General features: G+C 69.4%; 10 protein-coding genes. All 10 read right to left on the minus strand.

Annotated elements, in window-relative coordinates; genetic code table 11:
- Positions 1–6: 6 nt before the first annotated feature.
- Positions 7–1,662: an alpha-amylase family glycosyl hydrolase gene (locus AC1D29_RS12155; protein ID WP_477897577.1), complete on the minus strand. Its 1,656-nt coding sequence runs from the start codon at positions 1,660–1,662 to the stop codon at positions 7–9.
- 37 nt (positions 1,663–1,699) lie between these two features.
- Positions 1,700–2,989, minus strand: coding sequence for an alpha-L-fucosidase (locus AC1D29_RS12160; protein WP_477897579.1), 1,290 nt, complete (start codon positions 2,987–2,989; stop codon positions 1,700–1,702).
- Between the two features lie 19 nt (positions 2,990–3,008).
- Positions 3,009–4,406 carry an alpha-L-fucosidase gene (locus AC1D29_RS12165; RefSeq protein WP_477897580.1) on the minus strand — a complete coding sequence of 466 codons (1,398 nt, stop codon included), beginning with the start codon at positions 4,404–4,406 and terminating at the stop codon, positions 3,009–3,011.
- A 38-nt stretch (positions 4,407–4,444) separates the two neighbouring features.
- On the minus strand, positions 4,445–6,517 hold the full coding sequence (locus AC1D29_RS12170; protein WP_477897582.1) for an alpha-L-fucosidase: 2,073 nt from the start codon (positions 6,515–6,517) through the stop codon (positions 4,445–4,447).
- Positions 6,514–9,507 carry a polysaccharide lyase family 8 super-sandwich domain-containing protein gene (locus AC1D29_RS12175; RefSeq protein WP_477897584.1) on the minus strand — a complete coding sequence of 998 codons (2,994 nt, stop codon included), beginning with the start codon at positions 9,505–9,507 and terminating at the stop codon, positions 6,514–6,516. The genes AC1D29_RS12170 and AC1D29_RS12175 overlap by 4 nt, the downstream gene beginning before the upstream one ends.
- A gap of 185 nt (positions 9,508–9,692) precedes the next feature.
- A complete protein-coding gene (locus AC1D29_RS12180) occupies positions 9,693–12,557 on the minus strand; it encodes a TonB-dependent receptor (protein ID WP_477897586.1) in 2,865 nt (954 codons plus the stop codon).
- Positions 12,558–12,606: 49 nt separating this feature from the next.
- Complete coding sequence (locus AC1D29_RS12185; protein WP_477897588.1) at positions 12,607–13,827, minus strand: glycoside hydrolase family 88 protein; 1,221 nt, start codon at positions 13,825–13,827, stop codon at positions 12,607–12,609.
- Positions 13,824–14,627 (minus strand): 2-dehydro-3-deoxy-D-gluconate 5-dehydrogenase KduD, encoded by an 804-nt coding sequence (gene kduD / locus AC1D29_RS12190; RefSeq protein WP_477897590.1) that lies wholly within the window; start codon positions 14,625–14,627, stop codon positions 13,824–13,826. The genes AC1D29_RS12185 and kduD overlap by 4 nt, the downstream gene beginning before the upstream one ends.
- A gap of 97 nt (positions 14,628–14,724) precedes the next feature.
- Positions 14,725–16,101: an MFS transporter gene (locus AC1D29_RS12195; protein ID WP_477897592.1), complete on the minus strand. Its 1,377-nt coding sequence runs from the start codon at positions 16,099–16,101 to the stop codon at positions 14,725–14,727.
- A 15-nt stretch (positions 16,102–16,116) separates the two neighbouring features.
- Positions 16,117–17,229, minus strand: coding sequence for a LacI family DNA-binding transcriptional regulator (locus tag AC1D29_RS12200; protein ID WP_477897594.1), 1,113 nt, complete (start codon positions 17,227–17,229; stop codon positions 16,117–16,119).
- Positions 17,230–17,331: the final 102 nt, after the last annotated feature.

A 17,331-nucleotide genomic window follows, 5' to 3' on the forward strand; every position in this document is an offset into this window, starting at 1 on the left:
TGAGGCTCAGCTCGCCGCGAGCAGCACGACGTAGCTGACCGCAGGCAGTCGCACGCGCCAACCGTCATCGTCACCGTCACCGTCGCCGACGAGGGCGCCGTCGCTGCCGGCCAGGCGCCGCGCACCACCCAGTGCGAGCGAACCCGGCAGGCGCGCCTCGGCCGCCTCGCCGCCAGGGTTGATCGCCACCAGGATGCGCTCGCCGCCTTTGCGGCGTTCGAACACCAGCGGCTGGCCGGGTTCTGCCGCCAGCGTGCGGTAGTCGCCGCTGGCACCGAGCGCGGCATGGGCACGGCGCAAGGCAATCAGGCTGCGCACGGTCTCCAGCGGCGCACCCGCCTGGCCACGCTGGCCCGCCACCGTGGGGCGGTCGGCGGCCGTGTCGACGGGCAGGTAGAGCTGCTCGGCCGGCGCGTGCGAGAAGCCGGCGTTGGCGCTGTCGTCCCACTGCATCGGCGTGCGCGCGGCGGTGCGGTTGAAGCCGCCCTCCTTTGAGGGCAGCCCCGCGGGCGAGCGCATGCCGATCTCGTCGCCGTAGTAGATGAAGGGCACGCCCGGCATGGTCAGCAGGAAGGCGTGCGCCACCGCCAGGTCGCGCGCGTCGCGCCCGTTTCCCAGGCGCGGCACGGTATCGTGGTTGCCACTGGGGATGGCGATGAAACCCTTGCCGCGTGTGGCCTCGTACAGCGGCTCGAAATCGTCGAGGAAGGCGCGAAAACCGGTGCTGCCGCTGCGGTCGAACACCGGCGCCATCGCGCCGTCGGGGCGGAACAGCCGCTTGTAGCCGGCGACGCCCCAGTCGAGCAGGAAGTCCATGTGGAAGCCGGCCGGGATCGCCACGTCAGGCTTGGACCATTCCGACACCATGGCGCGGTCCGGGTACTCGCGGTCCATCCACGCGCGGAAGTCCTGCCACAGCGCCGCCGTGGCGCTGCCGTCGGGGTCGTTCTTGACCAGCGAGCCGGCCATGTCGACGCGAAAGCCCGCGGCGCCAAGGTCGAACCAGAACTTCATGATGTTCTTCAGCTCGGCGCGCGTCGCCTGCGGCCCCGCCGCGTCGACCGGCTGCTGCCAGGGCTGGGCCGGGTCGGGCCTGGCGAAGCCGTAGTTGAGCGCCGGCTGGAAGGAGAAGAAGTTGAACAGGTAGTTGCCGTCGCGCTCGGCCGCGCCGACCTCGACCGGCCGGTTGAGCTCCTTGGGACGCGTCCACACGCTGTCGGTCCAGACGAACCAGTCCGAATAGGCGTTGCGCGCATGGCGCTGCGACTGCTGGAACCACGGATGCTGGTCCGAGGTGTGGCCGGCCACCAGGTCCAGCATGACCTTGATGCCGAGCCTGCCGGCCTCGTCGAACAACCGGCGCAGGTCGTCGTTGCTGCCGTAGCGCGGCGCCACCTTGTAGAAGTCGCTGATGTCGTAGCCGGCATCGCGGAACGGCGATTCGAAACAGGGGTTGAGCCAAATCGCATCGATGCCGAGGTCGCGCAGGTAAGGCAGCCTGGCGATGACGCCCTCGAGGTCACCGATGCCGTCGGCGTTGGTGTCGGCAAAGGTCTGCGGATAGATCTCGTAGAACACCGCGTTCTCGAGCCAGGCCGGCCCCAGCCGCGAAGGGGCGGCAGCGGTGGCTTCAGTGGCGGTTGGGATCTGCGTTTTCGTCATGGGAATGAGGGTTGAGCTTCAGTGATGCCGTTGAACGTCAACGCGTGGGCGCGGGCGCTTGCACCGCCTGCACCAGTTCCAGGACGACGATGGTGTCGACCTCGTCGCGCACGGCCTTCGGCCCCGAGACCTCGATGCCCTGGGCCGTCTGCGCGTAGCTGAGGTCGCCTCCCCCCAGCACGCTGGCGCGCGCAACACGCGTCGCGAGGGGCGGCAGGCGCAACGTGTCGCCGGGCCAACGCAGCGCATGCACATAGACCTTGTTGCCCGCATGCGTGGAGACGCCGAATTCACCCGGCAGGAACGGCCCGCCGCGTGTGCCGTGGATGCTTTCGCCGTTGCGGCCAAGCCAGTCGCCGACCTCGCGCAAGCGGTCGGCCTGCGAAGGATCGATCTGGCCATCGGGCCGCGGCCCGACGTTGATCAGGAAATTCCCGTCGCGCCCGGCCGTTTCGACCAGCAGGCGGATCAATTCCGGCCCGGGCATGACGGCCTGGTCGCGCGTCCAGCCCCAGGGGCCGCCCATGGTGAGGCACAGCTCCCAAGGGTGCTGGTCGTCGAACTCACCCACCTGGTCGACGCCCTCGCGCGTGTGGAAGTCCTCCACCATGTCGGCACGCCCATTGATCACGGCCTGAGGCTGCAGGCGGCGCAGCATGGCGTGGACCTTCTCGTGCTGGTAGTCGAACCCGCCCTGGTACGGGGCGCCGCCCGGGCGCTTGCGCCACTCGGCTTCAGGGCCCCATTCCCCCTTGAAGCTGAGCCCGGTGTGCTGGCCGCCGTCGAACCAGACGATGTCGATCTTTCCGTAGTGGGTCAGCAGCTCTTCCATCTGCCGGTGGTACTGCTCACGCATCGCCTCCGCACTGGGGCGTTGCAGGTCTGGCAGAAAGTAGCCCGGGAAGCGCCAGTCCATCGGCGAGTAGTAGAGCCCGACACCCAGGCCGGCCTTGCGCAAGGCCTGCGTGTACTCCGCCACGAAGTCGCGGCCGGCGGCGGTCTTCGTGCTCGTGAAGTCGCTGGCGCGGCTGTCGAACAGGGCAAAGCCGTCGTGGTGGCGCGTGGTCAGCACCGCGTACTTCGCGCCGGCCGCCTTGAAGAGGGCAGCCCAGGCGTCAGCGTCGAACGCCTGGGGGTCGAACTGATCGGCCAGCTTGGCGTATTCGTCGACGGGAATCTGCTCCCGCCACTGCACCCATTCGCCCCGACCTGGAATGGCATAGAGCCCCCAGTGGATCAGGATGCCGAAGCGGGCCTGGCGCCACCAGGCGATGCGGGTCTCTGGCTGCGCATCCAGGCAGGCGCGTTGCGTCGTGTTGACGGGCATGGTTCTTCGGTCCTGCAGGTCAGGGCTGCTTCAAGAAGATCTCGACCACCGGCACCGCCACGTCGGGCTTCACCTGCGGCAGCGTCAGCCGGACCGCACCCTCGCTGAGGTTGCTGGTCAGGTTGTTGCCGTCGACCTTCTTCTCGGCCTCCTTGAACAGCACCTCCGAGCCGTCGTGCAGGAACTGCGCGTAGCGCAGCTTGCCCGCCAGGCCGTCGAGCTCGATCGATCCCATCGGATAGTTCTGCAGGTGCAGGTAGAGCCGGTCGCCGCGCTGCGTGTAGCGCGTGCCGTCGGGCGCGGCATAGGTGCTGGGGCCGGCGCCGTAGATCGCGCGGCCGTGCAGCCGGGTCCACGCGCCGAGCGCGGCCAGGCGCGCCGAAGCCCGCGCGTCGAACTCGCCACGCGCGTTCGGGCCGACATTGAGCAGCAGGTTGTGGCCCTTGCTGACCGCGTCCACCAGCAGTCGCACCACCTGCTCGTTCGACTTCCAGGTCAGCTCATCGCGGTAGTAGCCCCAGGAGCCGCTGAAGGTGGTGCATTCCTCGACCAGCTTGAGCTCAGCAGAGACGCCGCTGAACTTGGGCTGGTACTGCTCGGGCGTGTCCACCCCGCCGGGGATGTCCAGCCGGTTGTTCAGCAGGATGCCGGGTTGCAGCTGGTGCACCAGCTCGACCAGTTTCTCGCTCTGCCAGTCCTCGCGGCCCTTGCCCTTGGCCCAGCCCCAGTCCTCCTTGGGATAGGAGAAGTCGAACCACAGGTAGTCGATCTTGCCGTAGTTGCTCAGCAGCTCGCGCACCTGGCCGTGCAGGTAGGCCTGGTATTTGCGGATGTCACGCTGGCCGTTGCCCTTCCTGGCCGCCTCGTCGTCGCGCAGCGGATGCATGCCGTCGATGGGGTAGTCGGGGTGGTGCCAGTCGATCAGCGAGTAGTAGAAGCCGACCTTGAGGCCTTCGGCCCGCGCCGCATCGACGTATTCGCGGATCAGGTCGCGCTTGAACGGCGTGTTGGTGATCTTGTAGTCGGTCAGCTTGGAATCCCACAACGCGAAGCCCTCGTGGTGCTTGGCGGTCAGCACCACGTACTTCATGCCCGCCGCCTTGGCGGCCTGCGCCCAGGCGCGCGCATCGAAGAGATCGGGGTTGAAGGTGTCGAAGTACTTCTGGTACTGCGCGTTGCTGAGCTTCTCGCGGTGCTTCATCCATTCGTGGCGGGCGCCGTTGGCGTACAGGCCGAAGTGGATGAACATGCCGAAGCGCCGGTCCAGGAACCAGCCGTAGTCGGCGTTCCGGTTCAGCGGGTCGGCCAGCCTGGGCTGCGCTGCCGGCTGCGGTTGGGGGGCCTGCTGGGCCGTCGCCACGGGCGTGGCGAGCGCGATGCACAACACGCAAGCGGCGAGATGTAGGAGTCGTTGCATGGGATGGCTTTCCTGAAGAGGCACGAGGAGAGGGTCGATCAGCGCGTCAGCACCGCGAGTTCGGCGAAGGCGATCTGCGCCTCGCCGCCCACCGCGCGCGGCAGCGTGAGCCGCAGGTAGCGCGCCGCCGTCGCGGCGTCGAAGCGCACGGCCTGCAGCGCCGAGTTGGCGGCGATGTTGGCGAACTCGCCCTGCGCGGCGAGCCGCCAAGCCGAGCCGTCCGTGCTCAGCTCGCAGGCGTAGGCGGCAGGCGCGCCGCTGCCGGTGGGCATGTGCGCGGCGGGCAGCAGCGCGAAGCCTTTCAGCGCCAGCGCTCGGCCCAGGTCGACCGTGACCTCGCCGCCAGGGGGACAGAGCCACAGGCTGGCCGCGTTCTCGTCCAGCAGCGCCTCGGCACCCGGCGCGCTGGCCACGGCGATGCGCCAGCCGGCCTTGGCGACGTCGAAGCTGCGCGTGGCGACGGCACTGATCGCCGACCGCCCGGGGCGCCGGCAGATCGCCTTGACGGTGCCGCCGTCGGGCAGTGCGAACGGCAGCTCAAAGCGCGGCGAGCGCGCGTGCGGCGTGCTGCCGTCGACGGTGTAGTGGATGGCCACGCCGGTCCAGTCGCTGCCCAGCGACACCTGCCCGGCGGCATCGCGCGCGATGGTCGGCGGCTCCAGCAGCTCGGGCAAAAGGAACAGCGCGAACTCACTGATTGCCGGGCAGGCCTCGGCCTCCACGATGCGCAGCCTCACCCGGCGCGCGGTCACCGGCGTGGCCAGGCGCACGAGACGCTGGCTGCCGATGGCCTGGTGGCGCGCGATCTCGCGCCAGCCGGCGCCGTCGTCCACGTCCAGCGCGAACGTCGTCACGCGCTGGCCCAGCGGCAGGTGTTCGCGCAGCCGCACCACGTCGAAGGTGGTGGGCCGGCGCGGCTTGAGCAGCAGTTCGGCCTGGCGCACGTCGTCGTCGCAACTCCAGTAGGTGTGGTCGCGGCCGTCATTGACGCAGCCTGCGGCAAAGGCCGCACCCCGCACATGGCTGGCGCTGGCAAGTGCGCCGCGCGCCAGGTCGCGGCCGAAGGCGGCGGCGCGCAGCTGCCCCCATTCGCGCAGCACCTGGGCGTCGTGGTCGGGGATGCGGCCACGCCGGTCCGGCGCGAGGTTCAGCAGCAGGCCGGCGCCGCGACCCACCGACTCGAACTCGATGCGCAGCAGCCGGCCCACCGACTTCACCTGCTCGTCCTCGTGCGCGTGCCAGAACCAACCCGGGCGGATGGACACGTCCACCTCGGCCGGGCGCCACAGCTCGCCGCCGCGCACGCCGCCATGGTTCTTCTCGATGCTGAACGCGCCCTTGTCCATCGTGGCCCAGCAGGGGTCGCCGGCATGCCCCTCTTCGTTGCCGACCCAGCGCAGGTCCGAGCCGCGCTGGCCCCAGATCGCCGCGTCGGGCTGCAGCTCGCGAACGATGCGCCAGGTGGTCGGCCAGTCGTAGTAGCTCGCCGCGTCGATACGGCGCATCTCGCGCGCGCCGCCGTAGTGGCCGTCGCCACCGTTGGCGCCGTCGAACCAGATCTCGAAGATCGGCCCGTAGTTCGTCAGCAGCTCGCGCAACTGGGCGCGGAAGTAATCGACATAGGCCGGCCGGCCGTATTCCGCGTGGCGGCGGTCCCAGGGCGACAGGTAGACGCCGAAGGCCAGGCCTTGCCGACGGCATGCGTCCGAGATCTCGCGCACCACGTCGCCCCGCCCGCCCCGCCACGGGCTGCTGCGCACGCTGTGCGCGGTGTGCGCGCTGGGCCACAGGCAGAAGCCGTCATGGTGCTTGGCGGTCAGGATCAGGCCGCGCAGGCCGGCGGCGCGGGCGCTGGCGACGATCTGGCCGGCGTCGAAGTCGCTGGGGTCGAACAGCGCCGGCGACTCGTCGCCATAGCCCCATTCGCGGTCGTTGAAGGTGTTGATGCCGAAGTGCACGAAGGCGTAGCGCTCGAGCGCATGCCACCGGAGGTGGCGTGCGCTCGGCACCGCGCCGTGCGACCGCGGAGGCGCCACGCCCGCCGCGGCCGGCAGGGCGGTCGACAGGGGCAGCATGCCGAGGCTCAGCAGTTCGCGGCGCGACAGCGTCATGGCGTGGCGACCAGCAGCACCGGCCCGTTGGCGATGCTGCGGGAGGCGTATTGCGACCAGCCATTGCTGCCGTAGTTGGCCGCGGCATCGATCATCACGGACACCAGCTTGTCGCCCGCCAGCGCACCAACGACCTGTGCCGTCACGTCGATGTCGACAAAGCTGTTGGCAGTGAACGTCCAGCTGCCCAGCAGGCTTGATGTCAACGGCTTGTTGTTCCAGGTGATGCCGCTTTCCGACCAGCCGTCCTGAGTCACCAGGAAGGCCTCGTTCGTGATGGCAGCGCCCCCCGATGCGGTCATGAACAGCCGGACCTTGGCGCTGGCCACTGGGCCGGTGATGCCGGTCAGATCGAACTTGACGAAGGTCTGGCGGTCGTAGCCGGTGCCCTCCTTCTTCACGTCCATGACGCCGGAGGAGCCGAAATTGGTGTCGGCATACGTGCCGTTGCGCACATGCGCGTCGGCGGTGGCGGCGCGGCGGGTCAGCGTGCCGAGCTGGAAGCTGGCCTTGAAGGTCTTGCCGGCGGACGCGTTGACGTTGACGCTGAGCTTGAGGGTGGGCGACAGCTGCAGCACCGTCACGCCGCTGTCGGCCGCGATCAGTGCGGTTGCGGCGCGCTGGATCTCGATGACGATGCTGCCGGTGTTCAGCTGCGTCGGGTCGGCAATGCCCACGTGCAGCACGCCGCCGGCGGCTTCCAGCGTCGTGACCGAGGCCTTCCTGTTGCTGCTGATGTAGGGCGAGCTGCCCTCGTTGACCGTCTTGTCCGCGTCGTTCCAGAAGTTGACGCCGGTGACCTTGAGCGCGGTGTCGCGGGCGGCATGGGCCTCCGACGAGTTCTCCAGCACCTGAATGGTGGGCGCCGCCGCGTAGGCCGACGTCGCCGCGGAGGTCCGGTTCGGCAGCACCACGTAGGCGTAGCTGGCGTTGCTCGGCGTGGTGCCGTGGCGCAGCGCCAGGCTCAGGAAGCTGTTGCTGTAGGGGGTGGTGGGGCCGCTGTTGGCGTTGATGTCACGCCACGCGCCGCTGCGGCTTTCGCGCAACGCAGTCACGCTGGCCGTGCCGGGGAAGTGGTAGCCGATGCCCGAACCCGTCACGTTGCCGTCGAGGTGCGCCCAGGACACGCCAGCCAGCGTGGCCGACCAGCCCAGCGAGGTCGGCTGGGCGGTGCCGTTGATGATCAGCATGTTGTTGCCGGCGGCGATCAGCTTGCGGTTGTCGACCACGGTTTCCACCGTGCCGGCGCTGGTGCTGGCGATGCCGGAGCCGAGCGCCACCATCTTGTCGCCGAAGAAGAACCACGACTTCTTGCCGTTCAGCGTGCTGCCGGTGAGCGGCGCGAGCGTGAACTGCATGCCGGCGCTGCCGTGCAGGCCGGCGGCCGCGGAATTGCCGGCCCAGTCGTAGGTGTTCAGGTAGTTCTCGTAGTTGCAGGTCGGCACGCGGGTCGAGCCGTCGGTGGTGACGCCGGGCAGCCGCGTGGGGTTGACGGTGGGCCAGAAGTGGTCGTTGAACTGGGTCTGGTCGGCCGTGTAGAAGTAAGTCATGCCGGCGCCCGTGTACCAGCCCTTCAGGTTCTCCGCGCTGCCGCACTCGAACGAGGAGATCTTCCTGGAGAACGTGCTCAGGGTGATGCCGAAGCCGGGCGCGAAGTGCGTCACCCGCTGCATGCTGGCGAAGTTGAAGTTGCCGTTGAGCGGCGCTGCCGCGACCACCGAGGGGTCGTTCACCACCGCGATGAAGTTGGCGATGTCGTAGGCCGCCAGGCCCGAGTAGTAGTTGCTGAAGACCATGGCCGGGCTGCTGCAGGTCTGGGTGTAGCCGTTCCAGCTCGTGTCCTGCGTGGCCCAGGCCTTGGCCACGCTGCGCAGGTAGGCGGCCTGGGCGGCTGGCGCACCGTAGGCCAGACGCAGCAGGTACTGCGCGATGGCCCGGCCCGTGCCGTGGCCACCGGGGCCGCAGCGCGAGACACCGCGGCCCGTGACCGCGTCGGTCATGGCGCCGTTGAACGCCAGCGGCACGATGGCCTTGGATGTCCAGGTCCAGACGTTGGCCAGATTGGGATCGGTAATGGCCCAGGTCGTGCCCGCGAGCAGGTGCAACATGCTGGACAGGCCGCCAAGCACCGCCACGCCGTAGCCGGCGATGTAGGCGTTGGTGGAGTGGTCGATGTAGGAGCCGTCCGGATAGAAGCCGTTGCCGCTGGTGACGTAGAGGAACACCGGGCTGATCTTGGAGGACGCGGCGGCGATCTTGCCGCTGTTCTTGCCAAGGACGCCGCGCAGCGTCTGGGCCAGGCACAGGTCGAGCAAGTTGCCGCTTGTGGCGACATTCGTCGTGTTGTACATGCTGATCCAGCTGGAGCAGTCGGGCACGAAGCGGTCCACCGTGGCGGTGTAGTTGGCAATCTGCGTCGGCGTCAGGTGGGCGTAGACCAGCAGCGACGTGGTCATCGAGGCCTGCGACGCAACGAACTCGAGGTCGGCCCAGGCGGTGACGGGCTTGCTCGGGTTGTAGACGTTGGCATACAGCCAGTCGAGCGCGCCGACGATGTCGGCCGCCAGCGCGGCATTGCCCTGCAGCGAGGAGCCTGCGGTGGCATAGGCCACGGCCATGCCGCGCAGGCGCGCGTAGTTGGCGGCGGCATCGACGCCGTTGTCCGTCACGCCGACGTCGTCCCACAGCCGCGTGCGGCCGGGCTCCTTGTGCAGGCTGTCCCACGAGGACTGCGCGGCGGCGGTGATGCGCGCAATCGCGGCGGCGATGTCGGGCTGCGAGGTGTCGAGGGCGGGCCCGCCGGTCTGCACCGTGACCCAGCGCTCTCGCAGCGTGTCGTATTCGTCGGCGTGCGCCGCCGTGCTCCCTAGCGCCAGCACGGCGAACCAGGCTGCCAGCAAGGCGCGCCAGAAAGAGGCCGCCAACGCCGCATGGCGCTGCTGGCAGGCACTGGCGCTGCCGCCGGTGACGTGGGTTGCCCGAGTTTTCATGGCGATGTCTCCTCTGATTCGTTTGGACAGGAACGAAGACAAACCGTTCGGGTGCACGCCACCTGGCGGTGGCGTGCACCCGGTACGGGCCCATGCGGCGTCGGGGGCGCCACTTTCGGCGCGGCCGATGTCACCTGGGAAAGCGCCAGCGGTGCGACGAGGCAGAACTGGCAGGCGAGAACGGCTTAATACTTGTAGCGAAGACCGACGTAGTACTGGCGCCCGCTGGTGTGGACCTGCGTCGTGGCTTCGAACGGCACCGTCGCCGTGGGCGCGTTGTAGTAGCGCAGCTTGGGGTTGTTGAGGTTCAGCCCTTCGAAGGTCAACGTGAGCTTGTCGTTGACGGTGTAGTTGGCCGACGCCGCCAGCGTGCCGGTGGGTGCGAGGTAGTTCTGCGCCGGACCGAACAGCCCGGTGCGCGACTTGCTGCGGTGCGAGTAGCTGATCCGCGTGCTGAAGCTGTCGTTCTCGAAGTAGCCGCCCACCGTGTACGAATTGCGCGACGCGCCCTGGATCGGCAGGCCGGTCGCCTCCTGCGCATCCACATAGGTGTAGTTGGCCTGGACGCCGAAGCCGCTGAAGACCGGCTGCTCGTAGCCCAGCTCGATGCCGCGCGAGCGGCCCGTGATCGAGACCGGCGAGTTCACCAGCGTCGGCACCACCTGCGGGCCGCCCAGCGACAGCGGGATCGCCGTGTTGAGCTGGTTCTGGATCGTCGAGCCCGAACCGATCAGCGACTTGAAGTCCATGTAGAACACCTGGGCCGACAGCACCGCGCGCGGCTGGAAGTACCACTCGGCGCCGAGGTTGTAGTTCCAGGCGAGCACGGGGTCGAGCTCGGCATTGCCGCCGCTGGCGGTGGACGGCGGCGTGTTCGTGACGAGGTAGCCGAAATTGCCCACCGACTGACCCAGCGCCGTGTAGTCCGGACGGGACATCACCTTAGCCGCCGCGGCGCGCAGCACCAGGTTGCGGCTGACATCGAATACCAGATTGGCGCTCGGCAGCACTTCGCTGTAGTCGTGGCTGGTGGTGGTGACGATGAAGTTGCCGAAGCGCGATCCCGTGATCAGCGTGGCACCGGCGGGCACGAAGCCGCCGTCGTTGCAGGCCTGGGCCTGGGCTGCACTGCCATAGGTGATGACGCTGCCGTCCGGCGCGCGGCTGCCGGCGGCGCCGCAAGGCAGGCCCTGGTTGCGCGTCACCTCGGTCTGCGTGCGCACGAAGCGCACACCGACGTCACCGCGCCAGCGGTCGCCGGCAAACTTGGCCAGCGCGTAGGCCGCGCCGGTTTTCTCCTTGACCGTGAAGACCCCGGAGACCGGCAGGTTGAACTGGCGATCAAAGCTGAGGTTGGCGTCGGCCCACTGCGCGATCGACGGGATGGAGATCAGCGGCGTCATGCCGGCCGACGAGCCGGTGTCGCCCAGGCCGCCACCGAAGTTGCCGGGGAAGGTCGCGCCGCCCCAGCTCGGGATGGTGGTGAGCACCACCTGGCCAGTGCCAGCGGCGTTCATCGGGTTGCCGCCCTTGCCCGGGCGCGTCCCTTCCCGCGTGTGGTCGGTCGTGCGCACGCCGAACTTGATGGCGCTCAGCACCATGTCGTTGAACTGCACTTCCGCGTCGAGCTGGGCGTAGGTTTCCTTGTCGAGGCTGTGGGTCAGGCTGAAGTTGTTGTCGGCGCCGGAGTTGCCCGGCGCGGCCGACAGGTTGGAGGCGGTCAAGCCGTTGGGCAGCGACAGGGACACGGGCGAGTCGAAGCCGTTGGCGCGGTAGGCGGTGGCTACACCGGGCAGGAAGATGTAGCTGCCGTACTCGCGCGTGTCGCCGATGGCCTTGGTCGTGCCCACCTGGCCCTCGACGGTCCAGCGGTCCGTGGGGTCCCAGCGGAACGAGGTGTTGAAGTACTGCGTCTGGGCCGTGGCCTTGGGTGTCACGTAGCTTTCCAGCTGCGCGCCCATGGCGTTGCCCGTGTTGTTGAAACGCGCACCTGTCAGCACGCCGTTCTCCAGCTGCACGTCGGTCGGCACGACGCCGCCGTTGACCGAGTTGCCCGGCCGCACCACCAGCTGGTTATTGGCGTACTGCGCGTCGAGCTTGGAGTAGAAGCCGTCGAGGTTGAGGCTCAGCTTGTCGGAGACCTTCAGCTCCAGGTCGAACACGCCACCGGTGCGTTTGCGCTCCTGCTGGAACAGCATGTGGGCGATGTCGTTGACGTAGAGCGCATTGGCGAGCTGGCCGTTGTTGGCCTGACCCACCGTGCTCGTCGGGCTGATGCGGCTCCAGCCGATGCGCTGGCTGTCGCGGCGCACGTGGCGCTCCTGGCTGAACAGCTGCAGCATCGCGCCGAAGGTCTTGTCGTCGTTGCGCCAGTTGACCAGCGCGTTGAGCTGCGGGTCGAACTTCTCGGCCAGGTCGGAATAGACCGTCTGCACGCCGATCTCCGCGGTGAACGGCTGCTTGAACTCCAGCGGGCGGCGCGTGATCAGGTTGACCGAACCGGAAACGCCGCCCTCGATCTGGTCGGCCCGGGCGCTCTTGTGCACCACCACCTGGCTGACGATCTCGGACGGGAACAGCAGGAAGCTGACGCTGCGCGCCGCGCCGCCGTTGGCGATCTGGTCGCCGCTGCTCCAGTCGGCCGTCGCCACGGCGTGGCTGTTGACCGTGGTCAGCGCCAGGCTGGCGCTGGTGCCGCGGATGCTGACCCGGTCGTTCTCGTCGTAGCCGCCCTGCCCGCCCGAGCCCGTCAGCGTGGTGATGCCGGGCAGCTTCTGCAGCGCGTCGGCCACGTTCTTGTCGGGCATCTTGCCGATGTCCTCGGCACTGACGACTTCGGTGACGCCGTCGGCCTGGCGCTTGGTGGCCAGCGACTTGTCCTTGGACGCGCGGATGCCGGAGACGACGACGGTGTCGAGCTGCTGGGTCGACGCCTTGTCGCCAGCTGCGGTCTGCGCCCAGGCGGGCAGCGTGCCAACCGCGCAGGCGGCGGCCAGGGCCAGGGCGGTGGGGCGCAGCGTGTGGCGCAAGGGAGCGTGGTGATGGGCCATGGTCTGTCTCTCCGGGATTGTTGTCGTGGTGGGTGGTGCGGCGCTGCAATCAGCGCACGGGGTCGGGGTGCCAGTAAGGCGTCCAGTCGCGGCCGTGGCGGGCCAGGGCTTCGAGCAGGAAGAAGTCGCCCCACAGGTTGGCCTCGTCGATGCCGATGCCTTCGGGCAGGCTGTAGACGCCATGGCGCAGCAGCGCGTTGCCGGGGGCCAGCCAGCCGGCGCACTCGCGCAGCAGGCCGCGCAGGATGCGCTGCGCGGCGGCGCGGTAGTGCGCAGCGAGTGCGGGTGAGTCGAGCAGGTCGGCCAGCTCCGTCAGCCCGCAGGCGGCGATGGCGCCGGCCGAGCTGTCCCAGGGTTCACCGGCCTCGTGCTTGAGGGCCAAGTCCCAGCAAGGGACGCCGTGCTCGGGCAGGTCGGCCAGGAAGCGGTCGGCCACGCGGCAGGCGGTGTCGAGCAGGCCGAGGTCCGGCGCCCAGCGGTGGTTCAGCGCAAAGCCGTAGATGCCCCAGGCCTGTCCGCGCGCCCAGCAGGAGTCGTGCGAGGCGCCCTGGTGCGTGGTGCCGTGCAGCGGCGCGCCGGTCGTGGGGTCGAAATGAAAGGTGTGGAAGGTGCTGGCGTCGGCGCGTACGAGCACGGCCTGGGAGCGCTTGGCATGCGAGCGCGCGGCGTTAGCGTAGCGCGGGTCGCCCGTCTGCGCGCTGGCCCAGTGCAGCAGTGGCAGGTTCAGCAGGCAGTCGATGATGAGTCGGCCGCGTTGCGACGGATCGTCGAGCTTGCCCCAGGCCTGGATGACGCCGGCACCGGGCAGGTAGCGCGCCATCAGCAACTCGGCCGCCTGCAGCGCGGTGGTGCGCGCCAACGGATGCTCGCCGTCGCGCAGCGCGGCGACGCAGGACGGCATGAACAGGAACCCGAGGTCGTGGTGGTCCAGCACAAAGCGGCGCTCCAGCCGCAGCGCCCAGCCTGGCAGCTGGGCGCGCGCGGCGTCGCCAAAGGCGGCATCGCCGCCCAGCTCGTGCGCCATCCACAGCAGGCCGGTCCAGAAGCCCGATGTCCAGCTGGTGTTGGCGCCATCGGGCTCGCCGGGCCAGCGCGCCAGGCTGTAGCGGTCAGCTTGCGTCGTCTCGTGCGGAAAGTGCGGGCCCACGTCGCGCAGGCAGCGTGCCAGCTGGGCCAGCGCCTGGGTCAGCCCAGCCCCGGCTTCGCGTGCGAAGTCGTCGGCGTTCGTGGCGGCCTGCACCGGCCGCGTCTGCAATGCGCTGCCGTTCATCGCGCCATCCAGCCGCCGTCGACGACGAGCAGTTGTCCATGCACATAGGCCGCGGCCGGCGATGCGAGGAAGACCACGGCGCCCGCGATGTCCTGCGGGCGCCCCCAGCGCCCGGCGGGGATGCGCTCCAGCACCTGGCGGGCGCGGTCGGCGTCGGCGCGCAGCGGCTCGGTGTTGGCGGTTTCGATGTAGCCGGGCGCGATCGCGTTCACACCAACGCCGCGGCCGGCCCACTCATTGGCCAGAGCGCGCGTCAGCCCGAGCAGCGCATGCTTGCTGGCCGCATAGGCCGGCACGCGGATGCCGCCTTGCAGGCTCAGCAGCGACGCGACGTTGATGATGCGGCCCTGGCCGCGGCTCAGCATGTGGCGGCCGGCCTGCTGGGCAAGCTGCCAGGCGGCATGCAGGTTGACCTGCAGCACGGCGTCCCAGTCCTGCGGCGTGGCGTCGATGGCCAGGCCGCGGCGGATGATGCCGGCGTTGTTGACCAGCACGTCGACATGGCCGAGCGTGTCGAGCACGTCGTCCATCAACCGCTGCGGCGCGGCGGGGTCACCCAGGTCGGCCTGGAAGACGGCGCAGCGCCGGCCCAGATTTTCGATCTCGGCGACGGTGTCGCCGCAGTCCTGCTGGTGGCGGGTGATGGCCACGTCCGCACCGGCGCGGGCCAGGCCGATGGCCAGCGCCTGGCCGATGCCGCTGGCCGCGGCCGTGACGAGGGCCTGGCAGCCGTCCAGGCGGAAGGGGTCACCGGCCGGCGAGCCGGCGCCAGGTTCCATGAAATGCAGTGGGGCGTTCATCAGTGTTGTGATGTTTATGTGATAACGTTAACCTGTTTGGCGCAGATTCAGCACAGGGAAAGCCCGGAGCTGTGCCCGAGCCGGCCCGTTCAGTCGTTCAGGGAGCTTGGTAGTGCCGAGCGCCGCCCAGGGTGCGGAAGGGCTTCAGCAGCGCCAGGAAGACGCAGGCCGAGGCGGTGGCCAGCAGGCCGCTGGCGACAAAGGTGTGGCGGTATTCGTTGCCGGTCGCGTCCAGCCACGCGCCCATCGCCGGCGGCACCAGCACATAGCCGACGGCCGACAGCAGGTTCATCGCCGAGTGGAACTGCGCGAAGCGCGCTTGCGGGTAGAGGTACTGGCCCAGTGCCGCGACGCCGGTGAGATAGGCGCCCGACAACACGCCGTGCGCGACGAAGGCCCAGGCGAACTGCTGCGCGTCGCTCACCCACCAGCCGGCCATCAGCATCGCCACGGCATAGGCCAAGATGCAGGTCAGGCCCACGCGCAGCGGATGGAAGCGGTCCGCCAGCCAGCCGACCGGAAAGGCCAGCACGAGCGAGCAGGCATACGTCAGCGCCAGCGCCTTGCCATAGCCGTCCAGCCCCAGGCCGACGCGCTGCGCGTAGAACACACCGAAGCTGTTGACCGGGCTGCCGGCCACCAAGCCGAACATCATCGCGAAGAACAGCAACACATAGAAGCGCTGGCTGAAGCACTCGCGCAGGTAGCGGCGCACGGCACCCGCGCCGCGGTCGCGCGGCGGCAGCGGCGCGGGCGGCGGGTAATGGCCCTCGCGCACGCGCCAGCACATCAGCGCGACACCGGCGCCATAGGCCAGCGCGATGGCGCTGAAGATGGCTGGGAAGTGGCTTTCGGCGTGGCCCAGCACCTGGTAGGTGAAGCCGATGCCGGCCAACAGGCTGATGACGCGGAACAGGCCGTAGAAGCGACCGGTCAGCCGCGCCGGCACGACGTCGGCGATCAGCCCATAGAACACGGCGTTGGCGGTGATCGACGCGGCCTCGAACATCGTCCAGCTCAGCGCGAACCAGGCCATGCGGCAGGCGCGCTCGCCGGGCGACGCGCCACCCAGCAGCTCGTGCAGCATCGCGCCGGCCGGCATCGTCGCCGCCATGCCGAGCAGGCCGCCCACCACCAGCGGCATCGGCAGCAGCAGGAAGGGAATGCGCCGGCCAAGCCGGCCGCGGTGGCGGTCGGAGCGCACGGCGATGACGGGGCCCAGCACGAGGCCAAGCCCAGCCGGGAACGAGCCGACGACGATGGCGATGAACAGGTCGCCCGCCTGCAGCTGGCGCATCAGGATCTGCGCGACGGGCGTGACGGCGCGCTCCTTCAGGCTCCACGCGAAGTCGCCGATCAGCAGGAAGGCAAACAACACCACCAGCGCGGCGGGACCGTAGACGAGCGTGCCCTGGCGCCAGGTGCGCGGCGGGTCGGCCTCGGGCGGTGCGGCGGTGTCGGTGAGAGCGGACATCGGAGGGGCAGGTGACTAGCGGGCGCGGCCGGCCTTCTTGGCACGCGCCGGCGGCGCGGCAGTCGAATCACGGACCACGAGATGGCTCTGCAGCTCCACGCGGATGCCGCGCCGAGCGCCTTCGCTGATGTGCTGCAGCAGCAGCCGCACCGCGCCATCGCCGAGTTGCTCATAGTCCTGCTTGACGGTGGTCAGCGCCGGGTAGCTCTGCGAGGCCGCGAGGATGTCGTCGAAGCCCGCAATCGACAGCTGCGTCGGCACGGCGAGGCCCGCGGCGCGTGCGGCATCCAGCGCGCCCAGGGCCATCAGGTCGTTGGCGCAGAAGATGGCGGTCGGTGGCTCGCGCAGTTGCAGCAGCAGGCCGGCCTGCTCGAAACCCGAGCGCTGGATGAAGTCGCCCTGCGCGATCAGCTGCGGATCGGCGCTCACGCCCGCCTCGTTGAGAGCGGCCAGGTAGCCGCGCTCACGCTCCTGGCTCTGGCCGGAATGCGAGGTGCCGCGCACGAAGGCGATGCGGCGGTGGCCGAGCTCCAGCAGATGGCGCGTCAGCGCGTGCGCGCCTTCGTAGTTGTCGGCACGCACGACCGGCAGCGATGTCGGCGCACGCCAGTAGTTCACCAGCACCACGGGCAGGCTGACGCGCTCGAACTGATCCAGGTTCTCGGCATAGGCACCGGGCAGGATCAGCAGCAACCCGTCGCACAGGCTGGACAGCAGGGGCACGACGTCGGGCCGCGCACCGTCGGCGGCGGCCAGGTCGTACAGGATCAGGTCCATGCCCGCCTGCTTCACGACACGGCTGATGGCGCTGATGATGGCGGCGATGACCGGGGACTGGAAATCACTGACCAGCAGCCCCAGCACGCCGGTGCGCCCGCCCTTCATGACACGAGCACCCACGTTGGCCACATAGCCCAACGCGTCCGCGGCCTCCTGGACCTTCTGCCGCGTGGCCTCGGCCACGTAGCCCTTGCCACTGAGCGCGCGTGACACGGTCATCAGCGACACGCCGGCGCGCTGGGCAACCTCGACGACCGTGACGCGAGTGGCCGGCGGTGGCGTTTGCGCCGACGAGGGCGCGGGGGCCGCCTGGGCAGAGCGGGTTGCAGCGGACTTGTTGCGAGTCATCGGTGTGGGGTGCTGGCGTCACAGGGAAGCGGCATTGTGCGGCGCCACCTTCAAACCTGCCGCTCAATGTGTTAACGTTAACTCATTGTGCATGCAAACGCG

It is taken from the genome of Roseateles sp. P1_C6 (assembly GCF_056406315.1).

Excerpts from the sequence above, each read along its gene's own strand:
- AC1D29_RS12155 (WP_477897577.1), bottom strand. The coding sequence starts at position 1,662 with ATGACGAAAACGCAGATCCCAACCGCCACTGAAGCCACCGCTGCCGCC.
- AC1D29_RS12160 (WP_477897579.1), bottom strand. The coding sequence starts at position 2,989 with ATGCCCGTCAACACGACGCAACGCGCCTGCCTGGATGCGCAGCCAGAG.
- AC1D29_RS12165 (WP_477897580.1), bottom strand. The coding sequence starts at position 4,406 with ATGCAACGACTCCTACATCTCGCCGCTTGCGTGTTGTGCATCGCGCTC.
- AC1D29_RS12170 (WP_477897582.1), bottom strand. The coding sequence starts at position 6,517 with ATGACGCTGTCGCGCCGCGAACTGCTGAGCCTCGGCATGCTGCCCCTG.
- AC1D29_RS12175 (WP_477897584.1), bottom strand. The coding sequence starts at position 9,507 with ATGAAAACTCGGGCAACCCACGTCACCGGCGGCAGCGCCAGTGCCTGC.
- AC1D29_RS12180 (WP_477897586.1), bottom strand. The coding sequence starts at position 12,557 with ATGGCCCATCACCACGCTCCCTTGCGCCACACGCTGCGCCCCACCGCC.
- AC1D29_RS12185 (WP_477897588.1), bottom strand. The coding sequence starts at position 13,827 with ATGAACGGCAGCGCATTGCAGACGCGGCCGGTGCAGGCCGCCACGAAC.
- kduD (WP_477897590.1), bottom strand. The coding sequence starts at position 14,627 with ATGAACGCCCCACTGCATTTCATGGAACCTGGCGCCGGCTCGCCGGCC.
- AC1D29_RS12195 (WP_477897592.1), bottom strand. The coding sequence starts at position 16,101 with ATGTCCGCTCTCACCGACACCGCCGCACCGCCCGAGGCCGACCCGCCG.
- AC1D29_RS12200 (WP_477897594.1), bottom strand. The coding sequence starts at position 17,229 with ATGACTCGCAACAAGTCCGCTGCAACCCGCTCTGCCCAGGCGGCCCCC.